This window comes from Aliiroseovarius sp. S2029 (assembly GCF_023195575.1).
Classification (GTDB): Bacteria; Pseudomonadota; Alphaproteobacteria; order Rhodobacterales; family Rhodobacteraceae; genus Aliiroseovarius; species Aliiroseovarius zhejiangensis.
In genome coordinates, this window is record NZ_JALPQE010000001.1 from 127717 (window position 1) to 152976 (window position 25260).

At 59.6% G+C, this 25260-nt stretch carries 23 protein-coding genes; 11 read left to right on the forward strand and 12 right to left on the reverse strand.

Annotation, left to right across the window (positions count from 1 at the left end):
• Positions 1-8: 8 nt before the first annotated feature.
• Complete coding sequence (locus tag MUY21_RS00695; RefSeq protein WP_248408501.1) at positions 9-1112, forward strand: CaiB/BaiF CoA-transferase family protein; 1104 nt, start codon at positions 9-11, stop codon at positions 1110-1112.
• A gap of 53 nt (positions 1113-1165) precedes the next feature.
• Here the strand turns inward: MUY21_RS00695 and MUY21_RS00700 are convergent, their stop codons facing one another.
• Complete coding sequence (locus MUY21_RS00700) at positions 1166-2419, reverse strand: imelysin family protein (RefSeq protein ID WP_248408502.1); 1254 nt, start codon at positions 2417-2419, stop codon at positions 1166-1168.
• 367 nt (positions 2420-2786) lie between these two features.
• Here MUY21_RS00700 and MUY21_RS00705 point away from each other — a divergent pair, with 367 nt between their 5' ends.
• Both MUY21_RS00705 and MUY21_RS00710 read left to right on the forward strand, forming a co-directional pair.
• A complete protein-coding gene (locus MUY21_RS00705) occupies positions 2787-5699 on the forward strand; it encodes an acetoacetate decarboxylase family protein (RefSeq protein WP_248408503.1) in 2913 nt (970 codons plus the stop codon).
• A gap of 7 nt (positions 5700-5706) precedes the next feature.
• Entirely contained in the window at positions 5707-8607 is a 2901-nt protein-coding gene (locus tag MUY21_RS00710) for an adenylate/guanylate cyclase domain-containing protein (RefSeq protein ID WP_248408504.1), read from the forward strand.
• A gap of 308 nt (positions 8608-8915) precedes the next feature.
• Here the strand turns inward: MUY21_RS00710 and MUY21_RS00715 are convergent, their stop codons facing one another.
• The 7 genes from MUY21_RS00715 to MUY21_RS00745 all read right to left on the reverse strand — a co-directional run bounded on the left by MUY21_RS00715 (position 8916) and on the right by MUY21_RS00745 (position 15996).
• Positions 8916-9569: a Crp/Fnr family transcriptional regulator gene (locus tag MUY21_RS00715; protein WP_248408505.1), complete on the reverse strand. Its 654-nt coding sequence runs from the start codon at positions 9567-9569 to the stop codon at positions 8916-8918.
• A 130-nt stretch (positions 9570-9699) separates the two neighbouring features.
• Entirely contained in the window at positions 9700-10440 is a 741-nt protein-coding gene (locus MUY21_RS00720; RefSeq protein WP_248408506.1) for an ABC transporter ATP-binding protein, read from the reverse strand.
• Positions 10437-11294, reverse strand: a complete 858-nt coding sequence (locus MUY21_RS00725) for an ABC transporter ATP-binding protein (RefSeq protein WP_248408507.1) — start codon at positions 11292-11294, stop codon at positions 10437-10439. Before MUY21_RS00725 ends, MUY21_RS00720 begins: the two co-directional genes overlap by 4 nt.
• The gene (locus MUY21_RS00730; RefSeq protein ID WP_248408508.1) at positions 11294-12202 is read right to left on the reverse strand and encodes an ABC transporter permease; all 909 of its coding nucleotides are present in this window, start codon (positions 12200-12202) and stop codon (positions 11294-11296) included. Before MUY21_RS00730 ends, MUY21_RS00725 begins: the two co-directional genes overlap by 1 nt.
• Before the next feature lie 13 nt (positions 12203-12215).
• Positions 12216-13289 carry an ABC transporter permease gene (locus tag MUY21_RS00735; protein WP_248408509.1) on the reverse strand — a complete coding sequence of 358 codons (1074 nt, stop codon included), beginning with the start codon at positions 13287-13289 and terminating at the stop codon, positions 12216-12218.
• Positions 13290-14885: an ABC transporter substrate-binding protein gene (locus MUY21_RS00740; protein WP_248408510.1), complete on the reverse strand. Its 1596-nt coding sequence runs from the start codon at positions 14883-14885 to the stop codon at positions 13290-13292.
• Positions 14886-14934: 49 nt separating this feature from the next.
• Complete coding sequence (locus MUY21_RS00745; RefSeq protein ID WP_248408511.1) at positions 14935-15996, reverse strand: dipeptidase; 1062 nt, start codon at positions 15994-15996, stop codon at positions 14935-14937.
• Positions 15997-16112: 116 nt separating this feature from the next.
• Between MUY21_RS00745 and MUY21_RS00750 the strand changes: the two genes are divergently transcribed.
• The 8 genes from MUY21_RS00750 to MUY21_RS00785 all read left to right on the forward strand — a co-directional run bounded on the left by MUY21_RS00750 (position 16113) and on the right by MUY21_RS00785 (position 22111).
• Positions 16113-17021: a LysR family transcriptional regulator gene (locus MUY21_RS00750; RefSeq protein WP_248408512.1), complete on the forward strand. Its 909-nt coding sequence runs from the start codon at positions 16113-16115 to the stop codon at positions 17019-17021.
• 154 nt (positions 17022-17175) lie between these two features.
• Positions 17176-17919, forward strand: a complete 744-nt coding sequence (locus tag MUY21_RS00755; protein ID WP_248408513.1) for a DUF1538 domain-containing protein — start codon at positions 17176-17178, stop codon at positions 17917-17919.
• Positions 17916-18698 (forward strand): DUF1538 domain-containing protein, encoded by a 783-nt coding sequence (locus tag MUY21_RS00760; RefSeq protein ID WP_248408514.1) that lies wholly within the window; start codon positions 17916-17918, stop codon positions 18696-18698. Before MUY21_RS00755 ends, MUY21_RS00760 begins: the two co-directional genes overlap by 4 nt.
• A complete protein-coding gene (locus tag MUY21_RS00765; protein ID WP_191284854.1) occupies positions 18695-19048 on the forward strand; it encodes a P-II family nitrogen regulator in 354 nt (117 codons plus the stop codon). The genes MUY21_RS00760 and MUY21_RS00765 overlap by 4 nt, the downstream gene beginning before the upstream one ends.
• Positions 19045-19485 carry a CBS domain-containing protein gene (locus MUY21_RS00770; protein ID WP_248408515.1) on the forward strand — a complete coding sequence of 147 codons (441 nt, stop codon included), beginning with the start codon at positions 19045-19047 and terminating at the stop codon, positions 19483-19485. Before MUY21_RS00765 ends, MUY21_RS00770 begins: the two co-directional genes overlap by 4 nt.
• A gap of 178 nt (positions 19486-19663) precedes the next feature.
• Complete coding sequence (locus tag MUY21_RS00775) at positions 19664-20671, forward strand: PAS domain-containing protein (RefSeq protein WP_248408516.1); 1008 nt, start codon at positions 19664-19666, stop codon at positions 20669-20671.
• A 57-nt stretch (positions 20672-20728) separates the two neighbouring features.
• Complete coding sequence (locus tag MUY21_RS00780) at positions 20729-21487, forward strand: Crp/Fnr family transcriptional regulator (protein ID WP_248408517.1); 759 nt, start codon at positions 20729-20731, stop codon at positions 21485-21487.
• Between the two features lie 156 nt (positions 21488-21643).
• On the forward strand, positions 21644-22111 hold the full coding sequence (locus MUY21_RS00785) for a pyridoxamine 5'-phosphate oxidase family protein (protein ID WP_248408518.1): 468 nt from the start codon (positions 21644-21646) through the stop codon (positions 22109-22111).
• Positions 22112-22184: 73 nt separating this feature from the next.
• Here the strand turns inward: MUY21_RS00785 and MUY21_RS00790 are convergent, their stop codons facing one another.
• From MUY21_RS00790 to MUY21_RS00805, 4 genes are all read right to left on the reverse strand, one after another.
• Positions 22185-22796, reverse strand: coding sequence for an exopolysaccharide biosynthesis protein (locus tag MUY21_RS00790; protein ID WP_248408519.1), 612 nt, complete (start codon positions 22794-22796; stop codon positions 22185-22187).
• 15 nt (positions 22797-22811) lie between these two features.
• Positions 22812-24068 carry an MFS transporter gene (locus tag MUY21_RS00795; RefSeq protein WP_248408520.1) on the reverse strand — a complete coding sequence of 419 codons (1257 nt, stop codon included), beginning with the start codon at positions 24066-24068 and terminating at the stop codon, positions 22812-22814.
• Between the two features lie 112 nt (positions 24069-24180).
• The gene (locus MUY21_RS00800) at positions 24181-24339 is read right to left on the reverse strand and encodes a DUF1328 domain-containing protein (RefSeq protein ID WP_248408521.1); all 159 of its coding nucleotides are present in this window, start codon (positions 24337-24339) and stop codon (positions 24181-24183) included.
• A gap of 100 nt (positions 24340-24439) precedes the next feature.
• Positions 24440-25252: a mechanosensitive ion channel domain-containing protein gene (locus MUY21_RS00805; RefSeq protein WP_248408522.1), complete on the reverse strand. Its 813-nt coding sequence runs from the start codon at positions 25250-25252 to the stop codon at positions 24440-24442.
• Positions 25253-25260: the final 8 nt, after the last annotated feature.

The following is a 25260-nucleotide window of genomic DNA, read 5'->3' on the forward strand; positions in this document are numbered from 1 at the left end:
GAGCCGCCATGCACCCGCTTGAAGGTCTGAAAGTCGTTGAACTCGCCCGCATTCTGGCCGGGCCGTGGATCGGGCAATCGCTGGCCGATCTGGGGGCTGACGTGGTGAAGGTCGAAAGCCCCGATGGTGACGACACGCGCACATGGGGGCCGCCTTTCATTGAACGGGATGACGACAAGACCGCCGCCTATTATTACTGCGCGAACCGGGGCAAGGACTGCGTCACCGCCGATTTCCGCACCCCGGAAGGCCAACAGATCGTGCGTGATCTGGTCAAGGATGCCGATATATTGATCGAGAATTTCAAGGTCGGCGGATTGGCAAAGTATGGGTTGGACTATGCAAGTCTCGCCAAGCTCAACCCACGCCTGATCTATTGCTCGGTCACCGGGTTCGGGCAGGACGGACCGTGGGCCAAGCGCGCAGGCTATGACTTCCTGCTGCAAGGGTTGTCGGGGTTGATGTCCGTCACCGGCGACCCGGCGGGCCAGCCGCAGAAGGTGGGCGTTGCGATCACCGACATCGTGACCGGGCTTTACGGCACGATCGGCATTCTGGCGGCAGTCGAACAGCGCCATCGCACCGGGCGCGGGCAGCATGTGGATATGAGCCTTCTGGATTGCGCCACTGCCATGATGGCCAACCAGGCGATGAATTTCCTTACCACCGGCACAAGCCCGACCCGGATGGGCAACGAACACCCGAACATCGCGCCCTATCAGGCCTGCCCGGTGAAGGATGGCCATATCATTCTGGCCGTGGGGAATGATCGCCAATTCCAACGGTTCTGTACGGTGATCGGGCACAATGATCTGGCCGCTGATGCCCGCTTTGCCACCAATCAGGATCGCGTTGCCAACCGCGCCGCGCTGACACCCGAAATCGAGGCGTCGCTGGCACATTGGACCATGGCCGACATTCTGGCCGCGCTGGAGGATGCCACCGTGCCCGCAGGCCCGATCAACACAATGGAGCAGACCTTCGCCAACCCGCAAATCCAGCATCGCGGGATCCAGATTGCGCCCGAAAATGTGCCGGGAGTGCGGGGGCCGTGGGTCTTTTCGGATGCCACGCTGAAGCTGGAAAAAACCGCACCGCGCCTGCCGAAATAACAAAGGGCAGACGCCGTGCGCCTGCCCTTCATGTCTGTCGCAAGATGCGTGATCTATTGGAACACGGCGGACGGGTTATCCAGGCTGTCCGACCCTTCGATCGACACCCCTTCGGCCCCCACAAGCGCCACGGCGCGTTCGATGTTGCGGGTCTGCGCCACCAGATGCTCGATTGCGTTTTCGACAAGCGCGCCACCCGGATGACCAGCGCCCAGCATCTGGTCATAGGACGTCCCGGCCTCGGCCGCGGTGCGAATATCGCCCAGCGCGATCATCGTGCGGTCCATGTCGCCCAGCAGATTGTTGGCCAATGTCTCGTCTTTTTCCTTCACCAGATCATAGAGCGACGGCCCTTCGATCACCGACCCATCGACGCGCACATAGCGTCCGGTATAAACATTGCGAATGCCCAGCCCGTCGAAATAATGCGAATTGTGTGTGTTGTCCGAGAAGCAATCATGCTCTTCCTCTGGGTCGTTCAGCAAAAGACCCAGCTTCATCCGTTCACCTGCCTGTTCGCCATAAGACAGGCTGCCCAGTCCGGTGAACGCCATGACAATGCCCCGGTTCGGATCGGCCGTGACATCCGTGCGCCCCTGCCCGCCTTCGGACCAATTGGCCACCGCGTCCTGAAGGTCTGCGATCAGCAGCTCGGTCGCCGCTTTCAGATAGGCCGCGCGACGGTCACAGTTGCCGCCTGTGCAGTTGGCAGGGTCGAAATCAGTGACGGGGCGCTGGCCCGCACCATGTTCGGTGCCAAACAGGTCTTGGCCCCACAGCAGAAACTCAATCGCGTGATAGCCCGTTGCCACATTGGCCTCGATCCCTTCAACCTCATGCAGGTTCTGCAAAAGCGCGGGGGTTATTTCTGACGCGTCGATGCTGACCCCGGCGACAGTCAGGTTCGGGTTGGCAATAACGTTCGCGGTTGAAAACGGGTTCTCGTCATTGGTGCCCAGATCGGCCGAGACATAGTCGATCAACCCCTCGTCCAATGGCCAGGCATTCACCTTGCCTTCCCAAGCATCAACAGACGGGTTGCCAAAGCGAAAAGCCTCGGTCTGTTGATAGGGGACGCGCGCCGCCAACCAGGCGTCTTTCGCCGCAATCAGCGTGGCATCCGTGGGATCGGCGATCAGGGCATCAACCGCTGCATCCAGTGCCTGCGCCAAGGCAAGACTGTCTTCATAGCCGGCCTGCGCAATATCGGCATAGTTTTTCAGAATGTCGTCGGGCGTGGCGGCCTGGGCCAGGCCCGTGCTGCATATGAACGCGGCGGTGGTGGAGAGAAGCGTCGATCGGAACATATGAACCCTCGTTGTTTGTGGATTGCCCTCGCTATAGATGAGTATTTTTGTCGGGTAAAGTGTTCTTGACAATTTTTGTCAGTTATTGCTGCGCGTCCCGAAACCGCGTGCGCGGGCATCGGTTATCTCAACTTTTACTAGATTTAGCCCAACCGGTGCCGCGATTGCAGCGCATCAGACATTCCTGAGGGCAACCCAACCGCAGCGTGACCACCCTTTTCCCGGGCTTTCACGGCCGGTTCGCCAAAATAGTTAACGCAAGAGTTAACCATAGGTTAAGTTATGTAGACATCCAGCCGGGAACCGGCGGGCGCAAAAAATGACCCCGCACTTGAACGGGTTACCACATAAAAACAAGGACATGGGGATGGCCAAACAGAAGATTGCCGTGATCGGCGGCGGGGTGGGTGCCATAACAGCGGTCTATGCCATCACCCAAACGCCTGATTGGGACAAGCTATTCGACATCACCATATACCAAATGGGATGGCGCAATGGCGGCAAGGGCGCCAGCGGGCGTAACGCCCGGTTCGGACAGCGGATCGAAGAACACGGGCTGCATGTCTGGGCCGGTTTTTATGACAATGCGTTTCGTAACATGCGCCGTTGTTACGAACAGTTGGTGGAACTGGGGCTGCGCAAGGAAAGCGATCCTCTGGGCAGCATGGACAAGGCCTTCAAACCCCTGTCGCACCTTTTTCTGGCCGAACGCGTGCCCACTACCTCTCTGGACGACAATCCGTGGCGCCCCTGGGTCATCGACCTGCCAGGCAACACGAAACAGCCCGGGTCGGAAACCAAGGTGCCCGGCCCGTTCCAGATGATGATGCGTATCCTCGAAATTATCATCGAGTTCATGAAAAAGGGTGAACTGGAGGACGGCCCGCATCGCCAGTTGGGCATCGCGCTTCCGACCGGGCTGCTGGCCGATCACGAGGCCATACACCGCCAAATCAGCGCCATGCCCACCGACCCGACCCGACACGCGGCGCGCGACACCAATGCTCTGCTGGATTTCATTGCCAAGGCTCAGGCAGCCGTTCACGCGATGGAGACAGCTGAGAACATTCAGGACGACGCCAAACGACGCGGCCTGTTTCTGGTGGATATCGGGCTGGCCTATATGCGGGGGGTCGTCGGGTCCGACACGTTCACCAATGGCTATGACGTGCTGGATCAATGGGAGTTCACCGACTGGCTGCGCCTGAACAATGCCAGCGATCTGGCGCTGGACTGGGTCGCCATTCGCGGCTGCTACGACTTCGTCTTCGGCTTCCCGCAGGGCAACACCGACCGGCAGGGCGACACCGGCGCGGGCACCGCAGTGCGGGCCATGTCACGCCTGATCTTCACCTATTCCACCGCGATCTTTCACAAGATGCAGGCCGGGATGGGGGATACGATCTTTGCCCCCTATTATCAGGTGCTCAGCGCCCTGGGCGTGAAGTTCGAGTTCTTCTGCGCCGCGCGCGATCTGCACCTGAACGACACCGGCACGCGCATCGACGGCCTGTCGATGGTCCGTCAGGCGAAGGTAAAAACGAGGCGCTATGACCCCCTGGTCGATGTTGGCGGTTTGCCGTGCTGGCCGTCCGAGCCACTGTGGTCACAACTTGAGGACGGCGAAGTGCTGAAGAAACAGGGCGCCGATTTCGAATGCGAGAAATCGCCACCCACCGGCACGCCGTTCACATTGGAACGCGGCAGGGATTTCGACATCGTGCTGCTGGGCGCATCGCTTGGGTCGCTGCCCTATATGACGCGCGAATTGACGCGGGCCTCGGACCGCTGGCGTATGATGCTGGACCGGGTGAAAACCGTCGGAACCCACGCCGCCCAGCTGTGGCTGACCAAATCCGCCAAGGATATGGGCTGGGACAGCCGGGTCGCGGCGCATAATGACCCCAAGGCCATTCCGCCTGCCCCCCTACGCACCATTATCACCGGCTTTGCCGAGCCGCTGGACACCTGGGCAGATATGTCCCACCTGATCCCGCACGAAGACTGGCCCACCCCCGGCCCGGCCTCGATCTCGTATTTCTGCGCGCCTGCCCCGGACGGCGAAACGCTGGAGGAGTTCAACGCCACTGTCGCGTCATGGATGGACAAGGATCTGCCCGATCTGTGGCCCAACGCAAAGACACGCGGCAAATTCGACAAGGGGCTGTTTTACGAAAGCCCCGCGGCCGCAGTCTATTCCCGCGTGAATATGTACGGATCGGAACGTTATGTCCTGTCTGTTGCCAACAGCGTCTATCACCGGCTTGCCCCCTCTGAGAGCGGGTTTTCCAACCTGTATCTGGCCGGGGACTGGACCCGCTGCGGGCTGAACGCGGGCTGCGTCGAAGGGGCGACCATGTCGGGCATTGCCTGCGCCTCTGCCATCACAGGGGTCGACCTGCTGAATGTCGGGGCCGAGGATATTCCGCGGGAGAACACCCTGCCTGAAAAGGCGATGTTCCAGACGAACTCGATCTCGGGGACAGCGTGGCCACTGACCCCCTTCTTTGCTAGGGGCGAAATGACCGGCGTGTTCTTCTTTTACGAAAGACCTCGTGACGAGGTGCAGGCCATGCTGCCCGACGACATTCACCTGGGGCATAGTCCGATGGTGCGCCCCGGCTATCATCCCGTGGGGATGTCGTTTTGCCGTTATCACAATGTGCGCGGCTCATTCATTCCGAACGTCCTTGCCATGCGCCCCTATGGCGAGGCAACCTTTGCCATCCCCTTCACCCACACGGATGACGGGCGCGCCGCGCCGCTGCTGTATCCGCGCCGGCTGTATGTCAACAACAGCTCGGCAATTCTTGCGGGCAAGGTTTTCTATGCGATGCCCAAGACGAAGGCTGACATCTCGGTCGGCAACACGCGTTTCACCGCATCAAACGCGGATGGGCTGGCGATTGAGTTTTGCGCCCAGCAGCATCGTGATCCGGTCGCCCTGTCAGGGCACCCGGCACACGGGGCGATTTCGGATCTGCTGGACATGACATTTGTCACGCGAAACAGGCAGGGACGCCTGTTCTATAACGCCTTTGACCTGCAACTTGACCGCTCTTGTGTGGCGCCGGTAACGGGCGAGGTTTCGGTCACCGACCCCAGCCCGGACGGTTTTCCCGACACGCAAATGGCGGTCGGCCCCCTGTTGGATCACCGCGGCCCGGGACTTCCTGGGGCTTTCCGAATCTGGTGTTCCTGGTCCATGACAAACCCTCTGGACAGCCGCCGCGTCAGACACGCAGCCGAGGCCCGATCCTGGGTGCGGCGTAACGATTGAGGATATGATGCAAGTAGTGAACTGCCTGGCGTGTTCCGAGCCTCTGGCGCAGGGGGCAAGTTTCTGCGGCAACTGCGGGGCCGAAGCCGTGTTGGATGCCCAGAACCCAGAATTGCGTGTCCTGACGATCCAGTTCATCGACCTGGTCGGGTCCACAGCCCTTGCCAGTGCCAGCGCGCTTGAAGTCTATGACGACACGATCGCCGCCTTCCACACGATGGTCAACGAAGTGGTCACTACATATCGCGGCACCGTCCTGCAACGCTATGGCGACGGGGTGTTGTCGTGCTTCGGGCTGGGCCATGATGGCGAGGATTCGGCGCTGTCCGCCATCGCCGCGGGCTTGTCGATTGCAAGAAGCGCTCCGGCGAAACTGTACGGCCAAAACGTTCGCGTCGGGATCGACAGCGGCCAGGTCATGTGCCGGGTCGGTCAATCCGGCACGCTGTTTCCGCAACTGGCCGGTCTGCATGTGAACCGCGCCGCCCGCTTGCAGGAACAAGCCCCCACCGGCGGCGTCGTCATATCTGGCGAAACCCGATCCTTCCTGTCGCGACTGGCGGAACTGGACATCACCCGCTGCGACAAGATTGCGCTGAAGGGCATAGACGCGCCCGTTGACGTGATCGGCGTTGCGGGTTTTACCTTTCTGGAACAGGCCGACACCGGTCGACCGCTGCTGGAACGGGATCGCGAATTGTCGATCCTGACGGGACAGTCTGCCACGACCTTTGCCCTGATCGGACCGGCCGGTATCGGAAAATCCGCAGTGCTGAGCGAACTGACCCGCCGCATTGCCCCGACGCCCGTCCTTTCCCTGCACGCGCGGGCCAACCTGAGCCAGACCGCGCTGCTTCCCGTGGCCGAGGCGGTGCGTGGCGAGCTTTCCCTGACCGATGCATCCTCTCTGCCATCGTTGCGGGCAGGATTGTCGGGCATCGGTATTGCCCTGTCCGATCAGGATCTGAACCTGATGGCGAATGTTCTGGGGCTGCACGAGGCAACGCCCGTTTCCTTGCCACCGGAACAGCAAAAAGCCCGCCGGATCGGCTTGATGACATCTGCTCTGCGCAAGATCGTGTCACACAAGGCCGCAGCACTCGCCTTCGATGATTTCCACTGGGCCGATGAGGAAAGCGCAACGGTTCTGCGCAATCTGATCGAAGACCCGGATTTCACCACCCGGTTGATCATCACCAGCCGCCGATCGGACCAGATCACCGCGTTGATCAGTGAAATCGGCATCCGTGCGGTCGACCTTCAGCCTCTGTCAGATAAGGCGGCCAGGGATGCGCTTGCGCCCTATTCCGACCTGACAGAGCCCACACGCCGCGCCATACTCTCCCGTGCCGAAGGCAACCCACTGTTTCTGCTGGCGCTGGCCGAGCGTGCACGCCAGCTTGGCAAACAAGCGGGCGACGTTCCCCTGCCCCGCAGCATCGAGGCCACATTCCAGGCCATCATCAATGCGCTGGGACCCTTGAAAGAAGTCGTTCAATGCCTGTCCGTGCTGGGTCGCGTTGTCGACCCCGATCACGCGCGCCTGCTCCTGCCCGACCGTGACAGCCTCGACGATGAGCTGCGCGTATTGACCATCAACGGCATTCTGCACGCGCGGCGCGACGGGCTGACATTTGATCACGCCCTGTTGCGCGACGCCGCATACGAGATGCTGCCGGGCAAGCGGCGGCGTGCGTTGCACCTGCTATTTGCCGACCAGTTGCGCCAGCACGACCCGGCGCTCGTGGCCAGGCTGCCAGAGCTTCTGGCCGACCATGTCCTCGCCGCCAAGGCGCATGATCAGATCCCCTCTGCCTGTATCGCGGCCGGCATCCGCATGCTGATGGCCGCAAACTTCGACCCGGCGATCACGTATCTGGAAAGCGCGCAGAAGGATATGGAAAATCAGGTGAAGGGTCAGACCGTCACCCGCGAGGAGTATCTGCCCGTGCTGTCCCTGCTTGCCAGCGCTCAGGTGCAGCGTCTGGGGTTCTCGCATCCAACGGTGTTGGACAGCTACAAGAAACTGGAAAGTGCCGTCGGCTATGCCAAAGGCACCGATCGGCAAAGGATGATCACGCTTTATGGTCTGTTCGCCCATCGCATCATCAGCGGAGACGTCGCCGCCAGCCGCGAATTGGTCGATCAGATGAAAACCCTGGCGGCAAACGGGGCGGACGAGCTTTCAGTGCTGTGGTTGGTCAATAATACCGCGCAACGCCTGTATTCCGGCGATTTTGCCGCCGCCGAGGCCAGCAGCGATGCACTAAAGCGCCTCTATCGCGTCGAAGATCACGGCATGCTGTTTGTCGAACTGGGGGCGGACCCGCTTGCATCGGTTCTGTCGGCGGACGCCCATATTCTGGTTCGCAAGGGCGACAAGACGGGTGCCATCGCCGCGATCGAGGCCGCAAAGACGCATCTGAACACCATCGGCGCCACCGCACAATTGCCGTGGATCCACATTTTCGGAGCACAGGCGTTCTTTGAAGGCGGCCACATGTCTCTGGCCCTGCGCGAGGTTCAGACCGGCATTGATATCGCCGATGAACAAAGCGCCGGGTTCTGGTCGCTGATCGGGCGTTTGTGGCAATCCTTGCTGTGGATCTATGACGGCAATCTGGATACGGCCCCCGAAGCGTTCGAGGGATACATCAGCCATGCCAGCGCCATTGGTGCCCAGTTGAATCTGCCCTTCTATAATGCCGTATTGGCCAGAGTGAGGGCCGCACGCGGCGATCTGGTCGGCGCGCAGGCCTTGATCCGCGACGCCGCAGCGTTGATCGAGAAACGGGGCGAGCGTGAATGGCAATCGCGGTTTGAAGCGATTAGCGCTGAAATCGAACGCGCGATCGCGCAAGGCGAGGCAGTCGGCGCCTTCGGGTCGGACAACCCGAAGCTGACGTAGCGCCTTCACCACTCACGGCCACCAGAAATGATGTAGCCCAACCCATCCGTCATCTGACGGGCGGAAGCACCCCAGTATTGTCCGGCTTTCACCGGGACGAAATATCGCTCCAACGCCGCAACGCGGCCACCCAAAGCGAGAGCTTGCTAAGTTATCGTGCTAAAAAAGCCTTTTGTATTAGGGCCTTCAGCGCCTCCAATTCCTTGTATAAGCGTGAAATGCATCAATGCTTGTGATGCAGATCACACCTGCAGGCAGGTTTGCAGCAAAGATGTGATTATTTCGTGAAGATCGCGGAAGTTTCTCTGTCATCCGCCTTCGTTTATCGCGATATCGCGCAGCGCATTCAGGTTCGCAATCAGAACAGCGCCGTTGTCGAACCGCGCGATTCCCTCTGCCTCCCAGCTTTTCAGTTGCCGGTTCACATTCTCGCGGGTCAGCCCGGCGTAAGCCCCCAGCCAGCTTTGGCTGACTTTTACCCGATCTGATCCTGCCTCGCCGTTCTGATCATTCAAAAGCCGCAGGATGCAGCTTGCCAGACGCGATTGCCCGCTGGCCAGGGCCTTCAGCTCGAACATTTCGGATGCGTTTCGGGCTTTCTGGCACAGGGCCACGATGACCAGAATGGCGCTGTCGCCGTCGTCTTTCAGCGTTTGCAACACATCGCGCCGGGCCACCTCCAGACCGACCAGCGGTTCCAGAGCGACCACGTCCGCACTGCGCGGACCGCCGTCGAGACAGGCAATGTCGCCAATGACATCACCGGGGCCAACCAGCCCCAGAATGGATTTCTGGCCTGTTGCGGTGGTGATGCTGACCTCGGCCCGTCCGGATTTGACGATCAGCAGCGATGCCCCCGGTTCACCATGTCGAAAAATCGACACTCCTTTCGCAAAGTCGCGCCGCTGCCCTTTGCCCGCCAGAACTTCCAGTGCCTGCGTACCTAATGCCTCGATAACCATAGGCGTCCCCGTTGTGTTCCGGGCCGTCCGGCACCTTACGGCGGACCGCCACGTGCTGATGCTTAAATCAGTTGATCGCCAAGGGAAATATGTTAGCGCCCGCGGTCAGGGCGGTGCGCGGAACCGGGGCTTAGACTGACGCCTCCAGCAAGTGCCGGGAATAGGGATGTTCGGCGTTCTTATGCCGGAGCGCATCGACATCCAGCACCTCGACAATCTCGCCATCCTTCATCACCGCCAGCCGGTCGCACATATGGCCGACCACGGACAGGTCGTGGGATACCATCACATAGGTCAGCCTGTGTTCGGTGCGCAGATCCGCCAGCAGGTTCAGGATTTCCGCCTGCACCGACACATCCAGCGCCGAAGTGGGTTCGTCCAGCAAAAGCAGATCGGGTTCCGGCGCAAGCGCACGGGCAATTGCCACACGCTGGCGTTGACCACCAGACAACTGGTGCGGATAGCGAAAGCGGAACTTTTGTCCCAGCCCCACATCGTCAAGCAGCCGCACGACGCGCGCATCAATATCCCTGAACCCGTGCAGTTGCAGGGTTTCGCCCAGCACCTGATCGACTGAATGGCGCGGATGGAGCGAGGCATAGGGGTCCTGAAACACCATCTGAACGGTCTTGAAGAACGTCTTGGGGCGCTTGTGCCCTATCGCCTGCCCTTCGACCTTGATCGTGCCGGACCAGTCGGGGGCCAGTCCGGTAATGGCGCGCAAGATCGTCGATTTTCCCGACCCGCTTTCCCCCACAAGCCCGAAACTTTCGCCTTGCGCCACGTCAAAGTTGGCATGCTTAACCGCATCCACCCGGTCGCGCCCGCTGCCGAACCAGACGTTCAGATCTTGCACTTCCAGCATCTTCATACGCGTCCACTCACACTTGGGGCCTCAGACCAGGCGGGGTCACGTTTCAGCACCTCCAGCCGGTCTCGCGGGTCGTCCAGCCGGGGAAGCGAGTTTAGCAATCCACGCGTATAGGGGTGCTTTGCTTCGTGCAGTTTATCTGCGTCGCAGACCTCGACAATGCGTCCCGCATACATGATCAGCACCCGATCACAGAAATCGGCAACAAGGTTCAGGTCATGGCTGATGAAAATCAGCCCCATGCCACGCTCCTTCACCAGCCTGTCCATGATGTCCAGAACCTGCCGCTGCACCGACACGTCCAGAGCCGACGTGGGTTCATCCGCGATCAAAATCTCGGGATTCGGGATCAGCATCATGGCGATCATGATCCGCTGCCCCATGCCGCCCGACATTTCATGTGGATAGGCGCGCATCACACGGTCGGGGCCACGGATCGACACAGCCTCAAGCATCTCAAGCGACTTTTTGTAAGCCTCAGCTTTCGTGGCTTTGCTGTGCAGTCGATACGCTTCGATGATCTGATCGCCGATGGTCATCACGGGGTTCAGCGAGAATTTGGGATCCTGCATCACCATGCTGATCCTCTGCCCGCGCACGTCGCGCATTTCCTTCTCGGTCTTGTCCAACAGGTTCACGCCGTCCAGCTTGATGTGGTCCGCTTCAACAATTCCCGGCGGGCGGATCAGGCGCAGGATGGCGCGGCCGGTCATCGACTTGCCCGACCCGCTTTCGCCCACGATCCCCAAACGCTCGCGCCCCAACGTGAAGGACACACCGCGCACGGCATCGAAAACGCCGTGGCGGGACGGAAACTTGACCCAAAGGTTTTCGACGTCAAGAAGGGTGCTCATCATTCACCTGCTTTCGGGTCCAGGACATCGCGCAAACCATCGCCCAGAAGGTTGAAGGCCAGCGACACCGTAAAAATCGCAAGGCCGGGCATGGTGGCGACCCACCAGTGATCCAGAATGAACCGACGCCCTTCGGAAATCATCGCACCCCATTCCGGGCTGGGCGGTTGTGCGCCAAGACCAAGGAAGCCAAGTCCCGCAGCGGCCAGAATGATCCCTGCCATGTCCAGCGTCACCCGCACGATCAAAGACGAAATACACAGCGGCCAGATATGTTTGGTGATGATCCGAAGCGGCCCCGCCCCTTGCAGCTTGATCGCACTGATATAGTCCGAGGACCGGATGGTCAGCGTCTCGGCCCGCGCGATCCTTGCGTAAGGTGGCCATGCGGTCAGCGAGATCGCCAGCACCGCGTTCTCGATCCCGGCCCCCAGCGCAGCCACGAAAGCCAGCGCCAGAACCAACCGGGGGAAGGCCAAGAAAATGTCTGTGATCCGCATCAAAACGGTATCGGTCCAGCCGCCCACATAGCCCGAGATCGTGCCAACCAACAGACCCGCCACTGGCGCAATCAACGCCACCAACGCCACGATGTATAACGTGATCCGTGCCCCATAGATCAGACGCGACAGGATATCCCGTCCCAAGCTGTCCGTGCCGAAGATATGTCCCTCGGTCCCAAGGGGCGCCAGTCGATTGCCAAGATCCTGCACATAGGGGTCATGCGGGGCCAACAAGGGGGCAGCGGCGGCGATGACGACCAGTGCCACCAGTATGCCCAGCCCGATCATCGCCATCGTGTTGCTGCGAAAAGACAGCCAGCCTTGATAGAAGGCAGAAATCTTGGCGTGGCGGCGCGAGGTTGGTGTGTCCGTCAGCAACCATTGTTTCAGTGTTTGTTCGGTCATTCAGACAACCCGCCTATTTCGCGCGTGGATCAAAGACCTTGTAAAGCAGGTCCGAGAAGATATTGAGCAGGATGAAGATCAGCCCCACCACGACAGTGCCGCCCAGAACGGCGTTCATGTCCGCAGACAGCAGCGCGGTCGTGATATAGCTGCCGATACCGGGCCACGAGAAGATGATCTCGGTCAGCACCGACCCTTCCAGAAGGCCCGCGTAACTCAGCGCGATCACGGTGATCAGCTGCACGCGGATGTTCTTGAAGGCGTGTTTCCAGATCACATCCCATTCCGACATGCCCTTGACACGGGCTGTGGTCACATATTCGGCGCTCAGTTGCTCCAACATGAACGACCGGGTCATGCGGCTGATATAGGCCAGCGAATAGTAGCCCAGAAGCGAGGCCGGCAGGATGATGTGGGAAAACGCATCCCTGAACACGTCCCAATTGCCGTCGATGATCGAATCCACAAGGATCAGCCCCGTCACACTGGGCACCACGTCGACATAGAAGATGCCCACACGCCCCGGCCCGCCGACCCAGCCCAGAATGCCGTAGAAAATCAAAAGCCCCATCAGGCCCAACCAAAAGATCGGCATGGAATACCCGATCAGCGCAACGACCCGCGCAACCTGATCAATCCAAGACCCCTTGCGCACAGCGGCTAACACGCCCAGCGGCACACCCAGGACGACACCGAAGATGATGCCAAGCGTGGCCAGTTCCAGTGTGGCGGGGAAAACCCGCGCGATATCTTCGGACACCGGGCGCGCATTCAGAAGCGAGGTGCCGAAATCCAGATGCAGCACATCCCAGATGTAATAAAAGAATTGAACAATCAGCGGCTTGTCCAGCCCAAGCTGTTCATACACGGCGTCATAGGTGGATTGCGCCGCCCGTTCGCCAACGATGGCCAGCACCGGGTCGATCGGCATGACCCGCCCGATGATGAAGGTCACGAACAACAAGCCCAACAGCGTCACGGCGATGGATCCAAGCGTGCGGATCGTCGTGCGCGCAACCGGCCACAACGTGGCGGAAAGAGGCGCCCTTGGCGGGCGCCTCTCGTGATTGTCTTCGCTCAGGGCCATTTACTTGGTGACCTGCCAGTAGGCGGCAGAGGTCACGGCTTGGCCAGTCGACCAGTTCATCACGTTCTCGCGCAATGCCGATTGCTCGATCTGCTGGAACATGATCGCAAAGGGCGAGATGTCGCGGAAGTCGGCCTGGATGTCCTGATACATCTGGACGCGTTTGTCGCGATCGCCCTCGGTCACGGCGGCTTCGACCTTTTCGGTCAACCCGCCCGTGTCCCAGCTGTTGCGCCAGGCCAGAAGGCCGGTGGCGTTCGCCTCGTCGCTGTTATCGGGGTTATAGGCGAAGGTACCAGCATTGGTATGTGGGTCGGGATAGTCCGGCCCCCATGCCCCCAGATACATATCCAACTCGCGCGCACGATAGCGGGCAAGGATCTGCTTCGCCGTACCGACGGTGATGTTCAGCGTAATGCCAGCCTGCGCAAACGTGTTTTGCAGGGATTGGGCAATCTCCATGCGTTCCTGCGCCTCGCGCACGCCGGTTTCGATCTCGATGCTTTCCACCCCGGCAGAGGCCAGCAGCTCTTTCGCCTTTTCGATGTTCAGCGAGAACGGGTTTTCCTCGGACGCACCCAGATAGGTGGCGGGCAGGAAGTTCTGGTGGATCGTATATTGCCCTTTCAGGAAGCTGTTCTTCATACCCTCATAGTCGATCAGGTATTTGATCGCCTGACGGACCTCGGGCTTAGACAGCTCGGGGTGTTTCTGGTTCAAGGACAGATACATCAGACGGCCTTTCAACTCGTCTTCGACCTTGATGCCATCCACTTCCATCACACCGGCAATGTCTTCCGGGTTCAGGTTGCGGGCGATGTCAATGTCGCCACGTTCCAGCAGCAGACGTTGCGACGCACTTTCCAACACGTGACGCACGATCACCCGCTCCATCGCGGGCGCACCGCCGTAGTAGTCGGCATAAGCCTCAAGCGTCACGCTTTCATTGGGTTTCCAGCCTGCCATCGTGTATGGCCCTGACCCGGCCGAGTTGGTTTTCAGCCAGGTGTTACCCATATCGCCGTCAACCTCGTTGGCCATGACGGTTTCCTTGTCGACAACTCCGCCGATGGTGGCGGTCAGACAGTTCAACACGAACGAGGTCGCATATTTCTTGTCTGTCGTAATGATCAGCTTGTTGCCTTCGGCACGGATGGTTTCTTCCGCGTTTTCCGGGGTGAAGCCGAATTGTGTCAGGATAAACGCGGGCGTCTTGTTCAGGATCACGGCGCGTTGCAACGAAAACGCCGCGTCCTCGGCACGCACTGGATTGCCGGAATGGAAGGTCACGCCTTCGCGCATGGTGAAGGTGATGGTCTTGCCGTCCTCGCTGACCTCCCAGCTTTCGGCAAGGCCGGGCTTGTAGCCAGCGGCCAGGTCCAGCGGATCGAGGTAGACCAGACGACTGTAGACGTTGCGGCTGATGTCCGAGCCTGCAAATTCAAAACTCTCCGCCGGGTCCAGCGTCGTGACATCGTCAATGCGGTTGGCAATTACCAGCATGTTGGCGGGCGTTTCGGCATAGGCGGCGAAGGATGACACCCCCAGGGCCACACCAATTGCGGCGCTTGTCAGCAGTCTGTTGATGGTATTCATTTTTGAACCTCTCCTGTTCGGTTGTCGTTTGGGCTGTGCGCTGGTCGGGTTATTGCCCCCATGTCTTTTCCAGCACGCGCAGCCAGTTTTCATGGCAAAGTTTGGCAATCAACGCCTCGCCATATCCGTGTTGCGCCATGGCCTGCCTGAGTTTCGGCAAGCCGGCACAAGTTGTCACATCTTCGGGCACAACAGCCCCGTCATAGTCAGACCCCAGCCCGACCCGATCTTCGCCCAGATGCTCAATCAGATGATCCAGATGGCGCAGCATCTGCGACAGCGGCACATCCGCCAGCATTCGCCCGTCATCACGTAAAAACGCCACCGCAAAGTTCAGCCCCACCATCCCGTCGCTTTCGCGGATCGCGGCCAGTTGTTTGTCGGTCAGGTTGCGACTGTGCGGACAAATGGCGTGGGCGTTCGAATGGGTCGCCACAAGGGGTTTCGTGGAATGGCGCGCAACGTCCCAGAACCCGGCCTCGTTCAGGTGGGACAAGTCTATCATGATTCCAAGCTCGTTGCACCGCCGGATCAGTCGCAGCCCGTGATCGGTCAAACCCTCGCCGGTATCCGGGCTGGACGGATAGCGGAAAGGCACGCCGTGACCAAAGATGGTCGACCGGCTCCAGACCGGACCGAGCGATCGCAGGCCCGCCTGATACAGCACTTCAAGCGTGTTCAGTTCCGCGTCAATCGCTTCGGCCCCTTCGATGTGAAGGATGGCGGCGATGTGGCCTGCGTCCAGTGTCTTGCGAATTTGTGCAGCCGTGCGACACACCGTCAGCGCCCCACGCTCCTGCAGGTCAAACAGGATGGCAATCTGCGCCATGGCGACAGGCAATGCGTCTTCCCAGTCGATGGGATCGGGCAGCGGCAGGTCGTAACTGGGCTTTGCCATTTCTTCCATCTTGAAATCGGTGTCCACCGGCGACGGAATATAGATCGCGAAAAAGCCGCCACCAAATCCTCCGGCCCGCGCGCGTATCACGTCGATTGCACCGTCCCGCCCTGTGAGGAACGTATGCGCCGCCGATTTTCCGCCCGCCCGATAGAGCTTCAGCAGAACATCGTTATGCCCATCAAACACCAAAGGATTGGTTTGGCCGGTCACGTGTGATTTCCCCCAAGGTCAGCACCGCGCCAGCTTATGTCAGAGTTTCTCATAGACGAGAGAAATTTGCATGATATTTTCTCATAAGGTGATTACACTTATGAAGAGCGACCCTTATGCCAACGAAATCCTGGCACAGTTTGCCCGAATACCAGGCCCTGCGCGCCCTGATGGAAAGCGGCACGACGTCAATGGCGGCAGTCCGGCTGGGCTTGTCGCAATCTGCGATCAGCCGCTCCATTGCCAGCCTCGAGGCGCGGACGGGGCGCATCCTGTTTGAGCGTGAAGGCGGGCGGCTGCGGCCGACCAGTGAGGCGGTGCAGATGAACCGGCGACTCGACCCGCTGTTTGAAGCTCTGGACCGAATCGACGGCCCGCCCGAAATGGCGCAGGAAACCTTGCGCCTGATCGCGCCCCCCACCTATGCCCATCGTTTCCTGGTGCATCACATCGCCACCTTTCTGAAAACCAACCCGCATTTCTACGTCAGCCTTGATGTGGCCCCGTCAGAGGACGTCATTCGCGGCATTCTTGACCGGCGGTTCGATCTTGGGGTCAGTGGGGTCGAGTTGTCGCGCAACGGTGTCAAACTGACCCCCTATCGCTCGGCCACGGCGGTCTGCGCCATGCCGCCGGATCACCCGTTGGCGGATCAGAAGGTCATTCACCCCACCGACCTGCACGAGCAGGCGCTGGTCGCCCTGACACATCGCCACGCAAGGCGTGGGCAACTGGACAAGGTACTGCAAGCCAACCGCAGCACCCCGCGCATCGTGGCCGAGGCCTCGACCTCGTTCGCAGCTGTCGACCTGGCGAAAGAGGGGCTGGGCCTGACCATCGTGAACCCGTTTCCCATCGTGCAATACCGGGCCGATGATGTGATCTTTCGACCCTTTGCGTCGCAGATCGAGTATCGCAGCTATTTCGTTACCTCGGATGACAGGCCCATTTCGGCCGTCACCCGATCATTCATGCGCCATCTCAGGCTGCATACGGCGAAAGACCCATTCTCGCACAAGGCCTGACGGCAGCGGGTCCGGTGGCATCCGTGCAACTTGGACGGACTATCGAATTGTAAGCCCCCCGGCTTGCTTCTAAAGTATGGGCGGGCACAACGTGGTGACAGGGTTGCATCCGGTCGGAGGCAACCATTTGATCCGATAAATTGGCAGGGTTCCGTTGCTGAACGAGGTAAAATCACTTGCAAGCCTGACCCTTGGCACGGCCCGTGACCTGGCGCCCATCGTCGGCGTTGTGGCGGTGTTCCAGTTCCTGATCCTCAGACAACCCCTTGATGATGTAGGCGAAAAGCTGATCGGGCTGCTGTTCGTCATGGCTGGGTTGGCGATCTTTATCCGCGGGTTGGAACTGGCGCTGTTTCCGATCGGAGAATCTCTGGCCGATGCGTTTGCCAACAAGGGCAGCTTGTTCTGGCTGTTGCTGTTTGCGTTTTCGCTGGGCTTCGGCACCACTGTTGCGGAACCCGCCCTGATCGCCGTCAGCCGCGAGGCCGCTCGGGTGATGTCCGACATCGGGGCCGTCGGCGCCAGCACGGCGGAACAGATACGCTATGCCGATGCGCTGCGCTATACGGTTGCCGCTGCGGTCGGGTCATCGCTGGTCATCGGGGTGATGCGCATCCTGCTGGGCTGGCCCATCCACTATCTGATCATTGGGGGCTATGTGCTGGTGGTGATCATGACCGCCTTCGCCCCGGCCGAGATCATCGGCATCGCCTATGACAGTGGCGGGGTCACAACCTCGACCGTGACCGTGCCGCTGACCACCGCGCTGGGGGTTGGTCTGGCCAGCGTCATCAAGGGCCGCAATCCGATGATCGACGGGTTTGGGCTGGTGGCCTTTGCCAGCCTGTTGCCGATCGTGTTCGTGCTTGGCTTCGGCATTGTGGGGGCGAAACTATGATCCATGAATTGGTTGTCACCTTCACTGCGACCATATTGGATGTCCTGCCGATCCTGGCAGTTCTGATCTTCTTTCAGGCGGCCGTGCTGCGCAAACCGGTGCCACATCTGCGCAGTATTCTGGTGGGCGGGATCTATGTCGTCCTGGGGTTAGGGCTGTTCCTGTTCGGCTTGAAAGAGGCGCTGTTTCCGCTGGGCGAGGCAATGGCCCGCCAGTTGACCGACCCCGCCTTTCTGGGCGACCCGACCGACTGGACCGCGCATGGTTGGACCTATCTGTTCGCCTTTGCCATCGGGTTTTCCACCACGATCGCCGAACCATCCCTGATTGCCGTGGCCATCAAGGCACGTGAAGTGTCGGGCGGCACGGTCAAGGAATGGGGACTGCGCATTGCCGTGGCCCTCGGGGTAGCACTAAGTCTTGTGTTCGGCACCTACCGGATCGTCACGGGAACGCCGCTCTATATGTATATGATCGTGGGATATGCGGTTGTGATCTTGCAAACGATCTTTGCGCCAAAGAACATCGTGCCCTTGGCCTATGACAGTGGCGGGGTGACCACCTCTACCGTAACTGTGCCGCTGGTGGCGGCCCTTGGGCTTGGCCTGGCCTCGACCGTGCCGGGCCGCAGCCCGGCACTGGACGGGTTCGGACTGATTGCGCTGGCCAGTCTGTTTCCCATGATTACCGTGATGGGATATGCGCAGTTGGTGCAGTGGAATGACAATAGACGGGCGCGGCTGGATGTGCCAAATGCCAAAACGGAGGACATCGAATGAAGTTCAAGCTCATCATCTCTCTGGTGCAGGATGCTTATACCGATGTGATTGTCGATGCCGCCCGCAGCGCGGGCGCCACGGGCGCCACGGTCATCACAAGTGTCCGGGGCGAAGGGTTGGAGAAAAAGAAGACCTTTCTGGGCCTTACCGTTGCCGGACAACGGGACATGGCGCTGTTTCTGGTCGAAGAACACCTGGCGGCCAACATCCTTGAAACCATCTGCAAAGCGGGTGAGTTTCTGAAGGAACCGGGGCGCGGCGTGGTCTTTCAGATCGACATCGAAGACGCCATCGGCCTGGAATCGCAGGTCAAAGCCCTGAAAGCGTCGCTTGAGAAGGACGAGCTATGAGCCAGCCTGAAGAAACCCGTGTCCGCGATGCCGTGCGGCAGGATCCCCATGTCGTAAACGGTCTCGCATCGGTTGCCGAAGCAATGCGGCTGTTTGAAACATCGGGGCACGACACGTTGGTGATCGACAAACGGTCACCGGATGACGAATACGGCGTTCTGACGATCAGCATGATCGCGCGGCAGGTATTTGCCCAAAATCGCGCGGCCCGGCGGGTCAGCGTCTATGAGGTGATGGAGAAACCGGCCATCAACCTGTCGGGCAACATGCAGGCCCGCTATGCGATCCGTCTGCTGACGCGGCTGAACCTGGATGTGGCACTGGTGGTCGAGAATGACCAGTTGATCGGCACGGTGGGCCTGCGCGAATTGACCCTGGCCGAGTTCGCATCGAATGTGCCACCCGCAGAAAACGTGCAAAACAGCGAAAAGGAATGACGAACGCACTCCGGTTCACGCGAAGTCAACATCTCACCCACATAAGACAATGCCGCGAGGCCGGAAGGATAATTCGTTCGTCCTTCCATATAATTGCGCGTCACCTTTAATCAAGATTAATGCCCCCGCTTCGCAAGTCGCACTAGTGTCACGTGTCAACTTCATAACAGGCCCCTGAATGACCCAGATCTTTGACGACTGCTGGATTCGCAAGATGCTGACAGACCTGCCCTATGCGGCTTGCCTGACTGATCCAAACCTGCCGGACAATCCTCTGATATTCGTCAATGAGCTGTTCTGCGAACTGACCGGTTACAAACAAGACGAACTGATCGGTCAGAACTGCCGGCTGTTGCAGGTCGATGATACGGATGCCAACGAACTCGCGAAAATCCGTAGCGCTGTCGAAAAGGGAAGCGCAGTTGCGTCGGACCTGCTGAATCAACGGGCCGATGGAAGCCTGTTCTGGAACCGTTTGTCGATCAAGCCAATCCGCGACGATCAGGGCGTCCTGCAGCGGTTCATCGCCATTCAGATGGAGGTTGAGGACAACCCTTACGAGGCGTTGCTTGAAAAACAGCGCCAATCCGCCGCCGCGCTGTCAGAGCTTCACCATCGTCTGAAGAACCACCTGTCCCTGATCATGTCCTCAGTGCGGCTTCAGATCCGTGAAAACGGCGAAAACGATGGGTTGCTGAGCGTCCTGAGCCGGATCCAGAGCCTGCAAACCCTGTATGCCAGCATGCAACAAGGCATAGAGGCACCCCCGGGTTTGGATCAGGTGGCTCTGTTCGATTATCTGACCACGATTTGCGAAGCGATAACCGGGCTGAACGCCGGAGTGGACCTGATCTGTGATGTGCCCGACGAGCCATTCGAGATAAGCCACAGTCGCGCGGCGCAACTTGGCATGATCGTGGCGGAACTTGTGACGAACGCCATGCAGCACGCTTTTGATGGCGAAGGTGGCGAGGTGACGCTTTATGGACGTCTGCGCGATGAGGAAATCCTGATCACCGTTTCCGACAACGGCCGTGGGCAATGCGCTTGCAACCCCATTGAACTTGGAACAGGGTTGGGCGGCAAGATCCTGAGACAAATGGCAAAATCCCTTTCCGCGACAATCGACGTCACACCGTCCAGCTCGGGTGTTTCGGTCTCGGTCACGCTGCCGATCGAAAAATGAGACTCTTCGAAAAAAGCAAGTATGGTGTGTGTACGACAGTAAACGAAAGCCGATGCCATGATCGAAAGCTGCCTGTATCGCAAACTATCGCATTATGTGGATATAGACGACGATTCCTGGGACATTCTCGCGCGACTGGAAGATGCGGAAGAAAGCTACAGCGCCAGCGCGGTGGTCCGCGAAATCGGCACCAGCGCCGACGAGCTTTTCGTTGTCAAAAGCGGCTGGTTTTTTTCCTTCGTCCTTCTGCCTGACGGCAGGCGTCAGATCGTGTCAATCCGGCACCCGGGCGACGTCGTAGGGTTTGCCGACATCGCCTATGAAAATGCGTGTGACACATTGGTTGCCGCAAGCGATGGCGTGCTTTGCCCTTTTCCCAGAAAGCACCTGCAACGCGTGTTCACCGACGCCCCGCGCGTCGCGGCCCTTCTGTTCACCCTTGCGGTGCGCGATCAGGTCTTGCTGACCGATCTTCTGAAAGCGACCGGCCGTATGAGCGCCCGCGAGAAACTTGCCTATTTCCTGCTGGAACTTGACGCTCGACTAAGGATCACCAACCCGGACAAGACCAGCTTTCGCCTGCCGTTGAATCAGACCGAAATCGGCGACACGATCGGCCTGACGAATGTCTATGTCAGCAAAAGTCTGGTGGCGCTTGAGCAGCAGGGGCTTGTGTCGCGCAAGGACGGAGACATAACGATCCTGGCCCCGGACGTGATGAAAGCCATGTGCGACTTCCAGGACCGGCATTCGCAGATGGATGTCGGGTGGTTTCCCGGTGCGGAAGACGACCCCCATGTCGGGTCAAAACCCTAGTCCGCGATAAACGCTGTGGCACCGATTGCGTGACCCGCCGCAATCAGCCGGGAACCTTTTGCGCCCTTCCGCGTTTTTGACCTGAGACCACGAGCACATCAGGTGCCCGTGCCAACAGTTGGAAAAGCGGAACGGCCGCAGAAAGGAAAAATGGACATGCAATCGAAGCACCGGGAATTCTGGGATAGGCTGAACAAGGTTCCCACCGGACTTCTGGGGATCAAGGGGCGTCACTTCCCGATGACCCACTATCCCTACGAGGATGAGAACGCCGTATATTTCCTGACCGCGCAGGGCACCCATGCCCATAACAGCGCGCTGAAGAACGAGGATGTCCATTATCTCGTCAGCTCTGACCAACAAGGGCTCTATGCCGATGTGAACGGTAAACTGAGCATTGAAGCTGACCAGAACAAGATTGATGAAATCTGGAACGCGGTTGCCGCATCCTGGTTCGAAGACGGAAGGACCGACAACTCCTTGCGCCTGCTGAAACTGACGCCCGAAGCTGCCGAGATGTGGCTTGCAACCGACAGCAAAGCCTCGTTCCTGATCGAGATCGTGAAATCCAATCTGGCTGGGACCCCGCCCGACATCGGGTCGCACAACGTCCTCAGCTTTTGACCGACTGTCCCGACAGGCTTGACTGCCTGCCTCAACTGCCCATCTGGTTTCAGCCAGATGGGCTTTTTTTAGCTCAGAACAGCAACTGGCTTACAGCAAGCAACAAGGCCGCCGTTGACGCCAAGGCCGTCAACCCGAGCAATGCAAACAGCCCGTCCCGACTGATCAACGAGATGGAGAGCAATGCGACCACAGAGGCCAGCAGTGATGACGACATCGGCACAAGTTCAAGAAACGGCATGGCCGCGCCACACAACAGGCAGATCGAATATAGCAGGTAAGAAAACGGTGGCCGCGTCAGAAAAGACAGCCTGCGCGTCGTAACCTCCTGCACCCAGGACAATGGCTTCTCGACCTGAGACAGGGCCGTGTTCAGTTTACGGCGTGGCATCTGCCGTCGAAGAATGAAATCGGGCAGCCACAATCTGTCGCGGCCCAACAGCAACTGCGCGGACACCATCGCGATCAGTAACCCGCAGATCGACGACAGTCCGGGCACGCCGCTAAGTGGCGTGACGATGACAAGGCTGACAAACAGAAGGATCGGGGTGAAAGATGCCACGCCCATTTGTTCGATCAGGGCCCCGACCGTCGCCTCACCCTGACCGCGCATGTCGTGGATCGTATCGACGATGTCCGCGATCTGATTTTCAGGGTCAGGGTCCGTATGCTGATCATCGGTCATTGCACGCCGGTCCCCTTAGTCCTTCATAGGTGTCAGTCGCGTGGCGAAGCTCGCGCCAAGCGCGGCCATGATCGCGCAAATGACAAGCGCGTATTCCGCACCGGCAAGCTGGGCCACGCCACCCAGCCCCAAACCAGCAAAAAGGACGATGCCGATGACCGTATTGCTCAGCGCCGTGTATCGCAAGCGCGTCTTGTCCCGCGTCATGTCGGTCAGGAATATGCTGCGTCCTGATCGCACCCCCTGATAAGCAATCTGCGCCACGAACATCAGGCCGACGGCCCACCAAAGACCCAGCGTGCCACCACCCAGAACCATGGCCGCTGTCAGACCATAGGCCCCCGCTGCAACCAGCCCGGAGATGCACAGGGTCAAGCGACTGGACACATCGGACACCTTGCCCCACAGAAACGACGACGACGACGCGGCAAGCGCCGAGGCCACGACCAGCGGGCCCAACTGCGTCAGGCTGCGTTCCGACGCCCCAACCGTCAGCATGACGATGAAGGGCGGCGCAAAGGCCGTCGCGGTCAGGAAGCCTCGCGTGAGGATAAAAAGCTGAAAAGCGCGATCGTTGACAAGCGGGGCGAAGAACGCCCGCCAGCTCTGCGCCTCTTCGCGAGTTTCGGGGATGTCATCTTCCTGCAGGCGCAAAAAGACCAGCGCCGCCGCACCGTAAAGCATTCCGGCCAGGAAGACATAGGCGGCGACGGCGGTGATGGACACATCGCCAAACACACCAAGGGACATGGACGCCCCGTAGGCCAAACCAAACGCCGCTGCGATGCTGCCTGCAGCGCCCGTCACCGCGCCACGCCGTCCCTGCGGGACCGAATGGGCCAACGCATCCTTGTATGTCGTTGATGCGATTGAACGACCGATGGCCAGCACCGCCAAGGCTGCCACGATCAGCCAACCGGCCAGCGCATCTGAAAGAAAACAAGCGATCAGGGCGATGGTCACCGCCATGGCGCTCTGCACCGCAGCGCCTATGGCCCAGAACCTTTTCCGGCCAGGCTGGGTTTGCACCCATCGCGCGACCCAAAGCTGGGGCAGCAAGGCCCCCGCCTCGCGCACGGGGACAAGTGCACCGATTAAATAGGCGGGCGCACCGATGGCCCCCATCAGCCAGCTGAGCACCAGTTTGGGATCAATCAGGGCGTCGGCGGTCTTCGACGCGCTGAGCGACAGAAGATGGATCAGCCCGTTGCGATTTCGGTTCTGTTCGGGTTTGTCACCGGCCTCTGCCATATCTTTGGTCACGTCTGTCACGGTCCAGTCCACCCTATGGGTCGGGATGACATTTTGCAGCCCCCGATCACGCGCGCAACATGGCCCGGCGTTCCCGACGGGCCATGTGAAAGGCTTGGCGTATCAGACCGATCTAGCTGGCCGCGCGGCGAAACAGCGTGATCACAAACAGAATCAGGAAGATGAAGAACAGGATCTTGGCGATACCTGCCGCCGTCCCGGCAACCCCACCAAAACCAAGGAACCCTGCAATCAGGGCGACGACGAGAAACGTAATAGACCAACCAAGCATGAGAGCTCTCCTATATTGTTTTCACTTGAAGGGAAAACGTGCTGAAGCCTGTTTGGTTCCCGAACAATCGGATTTTGCCGATCTGAAGGGTCTCCGCACACTAGCCCTCCGGTCCGAAATCCGGTGTCGCCACAATCTTGATATCGGCATTTATCAACGCGTCCCGCCCACGCATGGTCAGGTCGGTCGTGAAGTTGAATTGGTCCCTGAGTTCAAAGGGATAGGCCTTGAGCCTCACGCGTGTGCCGTAAATCTCGTTCTGCATGATGACCTGCACCGGACGCGCCCAGTCAAGATAGGGGCTGGTGTGGGCCACATCGGTCAGAATGTCGATGATGCCGTCTGTTTGCCGGTCGGGTGCCACCATGAACTCGGCCACGCACATCAGGGTCTTCGACCCGTCATTGGCGCTGGCGATGTTCTCCGACCAGATGCGGGAATGTGGAATGGTGACGACGTCGTCATCGGCGGTGCGCAGCTTGACCGACCGTGTGTGAATGTCGATCACCTCGCCGTAATCATCCCCGACCCGGATCCAGTCGCCAGAACGGTAGGGTCGTTCGAAAATGGCCACGATCCCGGCCACGGCACTTGTCGCCCAATCCTTGATGGCAAACCCCAACGCCACGCCGACCGTGCCGAGCACCAGGATGAAATTCTTCAGCGTGACATTGAAGACCAGCGGAATGATCAGCACCACGGCAACCGCAAACAGTGTCACACGCGCCAGCGGGATCAGGTTCAGGACCAGAAGGCGAAACCGGGCGGGCAGCTTTTCGGCAACGCGCGGCACGACATAGCGCAGCACCTGATACACAAGCAAGCAGAGCAAGATGATCGCGCCGACCTGCGCGATGGTCCAGCCCGACACGTCATTGAACAATTTGGTCAGGTCATAGTCTTCGGTATCCATCCCACCCT

What these genes read in the sequence shown, in the direction of transcription:
- MUY21_RS00695 (WP_248408501.1), top strand. Translation starts at nt 9, where the DNA reads ATGCACCCGCTTGAAGGTCTGAAAGTCGTTGAACTCGCCCGCATTCTG.
- MUY21_RS00700 (WP_248408502.1), bottom strand. Translation starts at nt 2,419, where the DNA reads ATGTTCCGATCGACGCTTCTCTCCACCACCGCCGCGTTCATATGCAGC.
- MUY21_RS00705 (WP_248408503.1), top strand. Translation starts at nt 2,787, where the DNA reads ATGGCCAAACAGAAGATTGCCGTGATCGGCGGCGGGGTGGGTGCCATA.
- MUY21_RS00710 (WP_248408504.1), top strand. Translation starts at nt 5,707, where the DNA reads ATGCAAGTAGTGAACTGCCTGGCGTGTTCCGAGCCTCTGGCGCAGGGG.
- MUY21_RS00715 (WP_248408505.1), bottom strand. Translation starts at nt 9,569, where the DNA reads ATGGTTATCGAGGCATTAGGTACGCAGGCACTGGAAGTTCTGGCGGGC.
- MUY21_RS00720 (WP_248408506.1), bottom strand. Translation starts at nt 10,440, where the DNA reads ATGAAGATGCTGGAAGTGCAAGATCTGAACGTCTGGTTCGGCAGCGGG.
- MUY21_RS00725 (WP_248408507.1), bottom strand. Translation starts at nt 11,294, where the DNA reads ATGAGCACCCTTCTTGACGTCGAAAACCTTTGGGTCAAGTTTCCGTCC.
- MUY21_RS00730 (WP_248408508.1), bottom strand. Translation starts at nt 12,202, where the DNA reads ATGACCGAACAAACACTGAAACAATGGTTGCTGACGGACACACCAACC.
- MUY21_RS00735 (WP_248408509.1), bottom strand. Translation starts at nt 13,289, where the DNA reads ATGGCCCTGAGCGAAGACAATCACGAGAGGCGCCCGCCAAGGGCGCCT.
- MUY21_RS00740 (WP_248408510.1), bottom strand. Translation starts at nt 14,885, where the DNA reads ATGAATACCATCAACAGACTGCTGACAAGCGCCGCAATTGGTGTGGCC.
- MUY21_RS00750 (WP_248408512.1), top strand. Translation starts at nt 16,113, where the DNA reads ATGCCAACGAAATCCTGGCACAGTTTGCCCGAATACCAGGCCCTGCGC.
- MUY21_RS00760 (WP_248408514.1), top strand. Translation starts at nt 17,916, where the DNA reads ATGATCCATGAATTGGTTGTCACCTTCACTGCGACCATATTGGATGTC.
- MUY21_RS00765 (WP_191284854.1), top strand. Translation starts at nt 18,695, where the DNA reads ATGAAGTTCAAGCTCATCATCTCTCTGGTGCAGGATGCTTATACCGAT.
- MUY21_RS00770 (WP_248408515.1), top strand. Translation starts at nt 19,045, where the DNA reads ATGAGCCAGCCTGAAGAAACCCGTGTCCGCGATGCCGTGCGGCAGGAT.
- MUY21_RS00775 (WP_248408516.1), top strand. Translation starts at nt 19,664, where the DNA reads ATGACCCAGATCTTTGACGACTGCTGGATTCGCAAGATGCTGACAGAC.
- MUY21_RS00780 (WP_248408517.1), top strand. Translation starts at nt 20,729, where the DNA reads ATGATCGAAAGCTGCCTGTATCGCAAACTATCGCATTATGTGGATATA.
- MUY21_RS00785 (WP_248408518.1), top strand. Translation starts at nt 21,644, where the DNA reads ATGCAATCGAAGCACCGGGAATTCTGGGATAGGCTGAACAAGGTTCCC.
- MUY21_RS00790 (WP_248408519.1), bottom strand. Translation starts at nt 22,796, where the DNA reads ATGACCGATGATCAGCATACGGACCCTGACCCTGAAAATCAGATCGCG.
- MUY21_RS00800 (WP_248408521.1), bottom strand. Translation starts at nt 24,339, where the DNA reads ATGCTTGGTTGGTCTATTACGTTTCTCGTCGTCGCCCTGATTGCAGGG.
- MUY21_RS00805 (WP_248408522.1), bottom strand. Translation starts at nt 25,252, where the DNA reads ATGGATACCGAAGACTATGACCTGACCAAATTGTTCAATGACGTGTCG.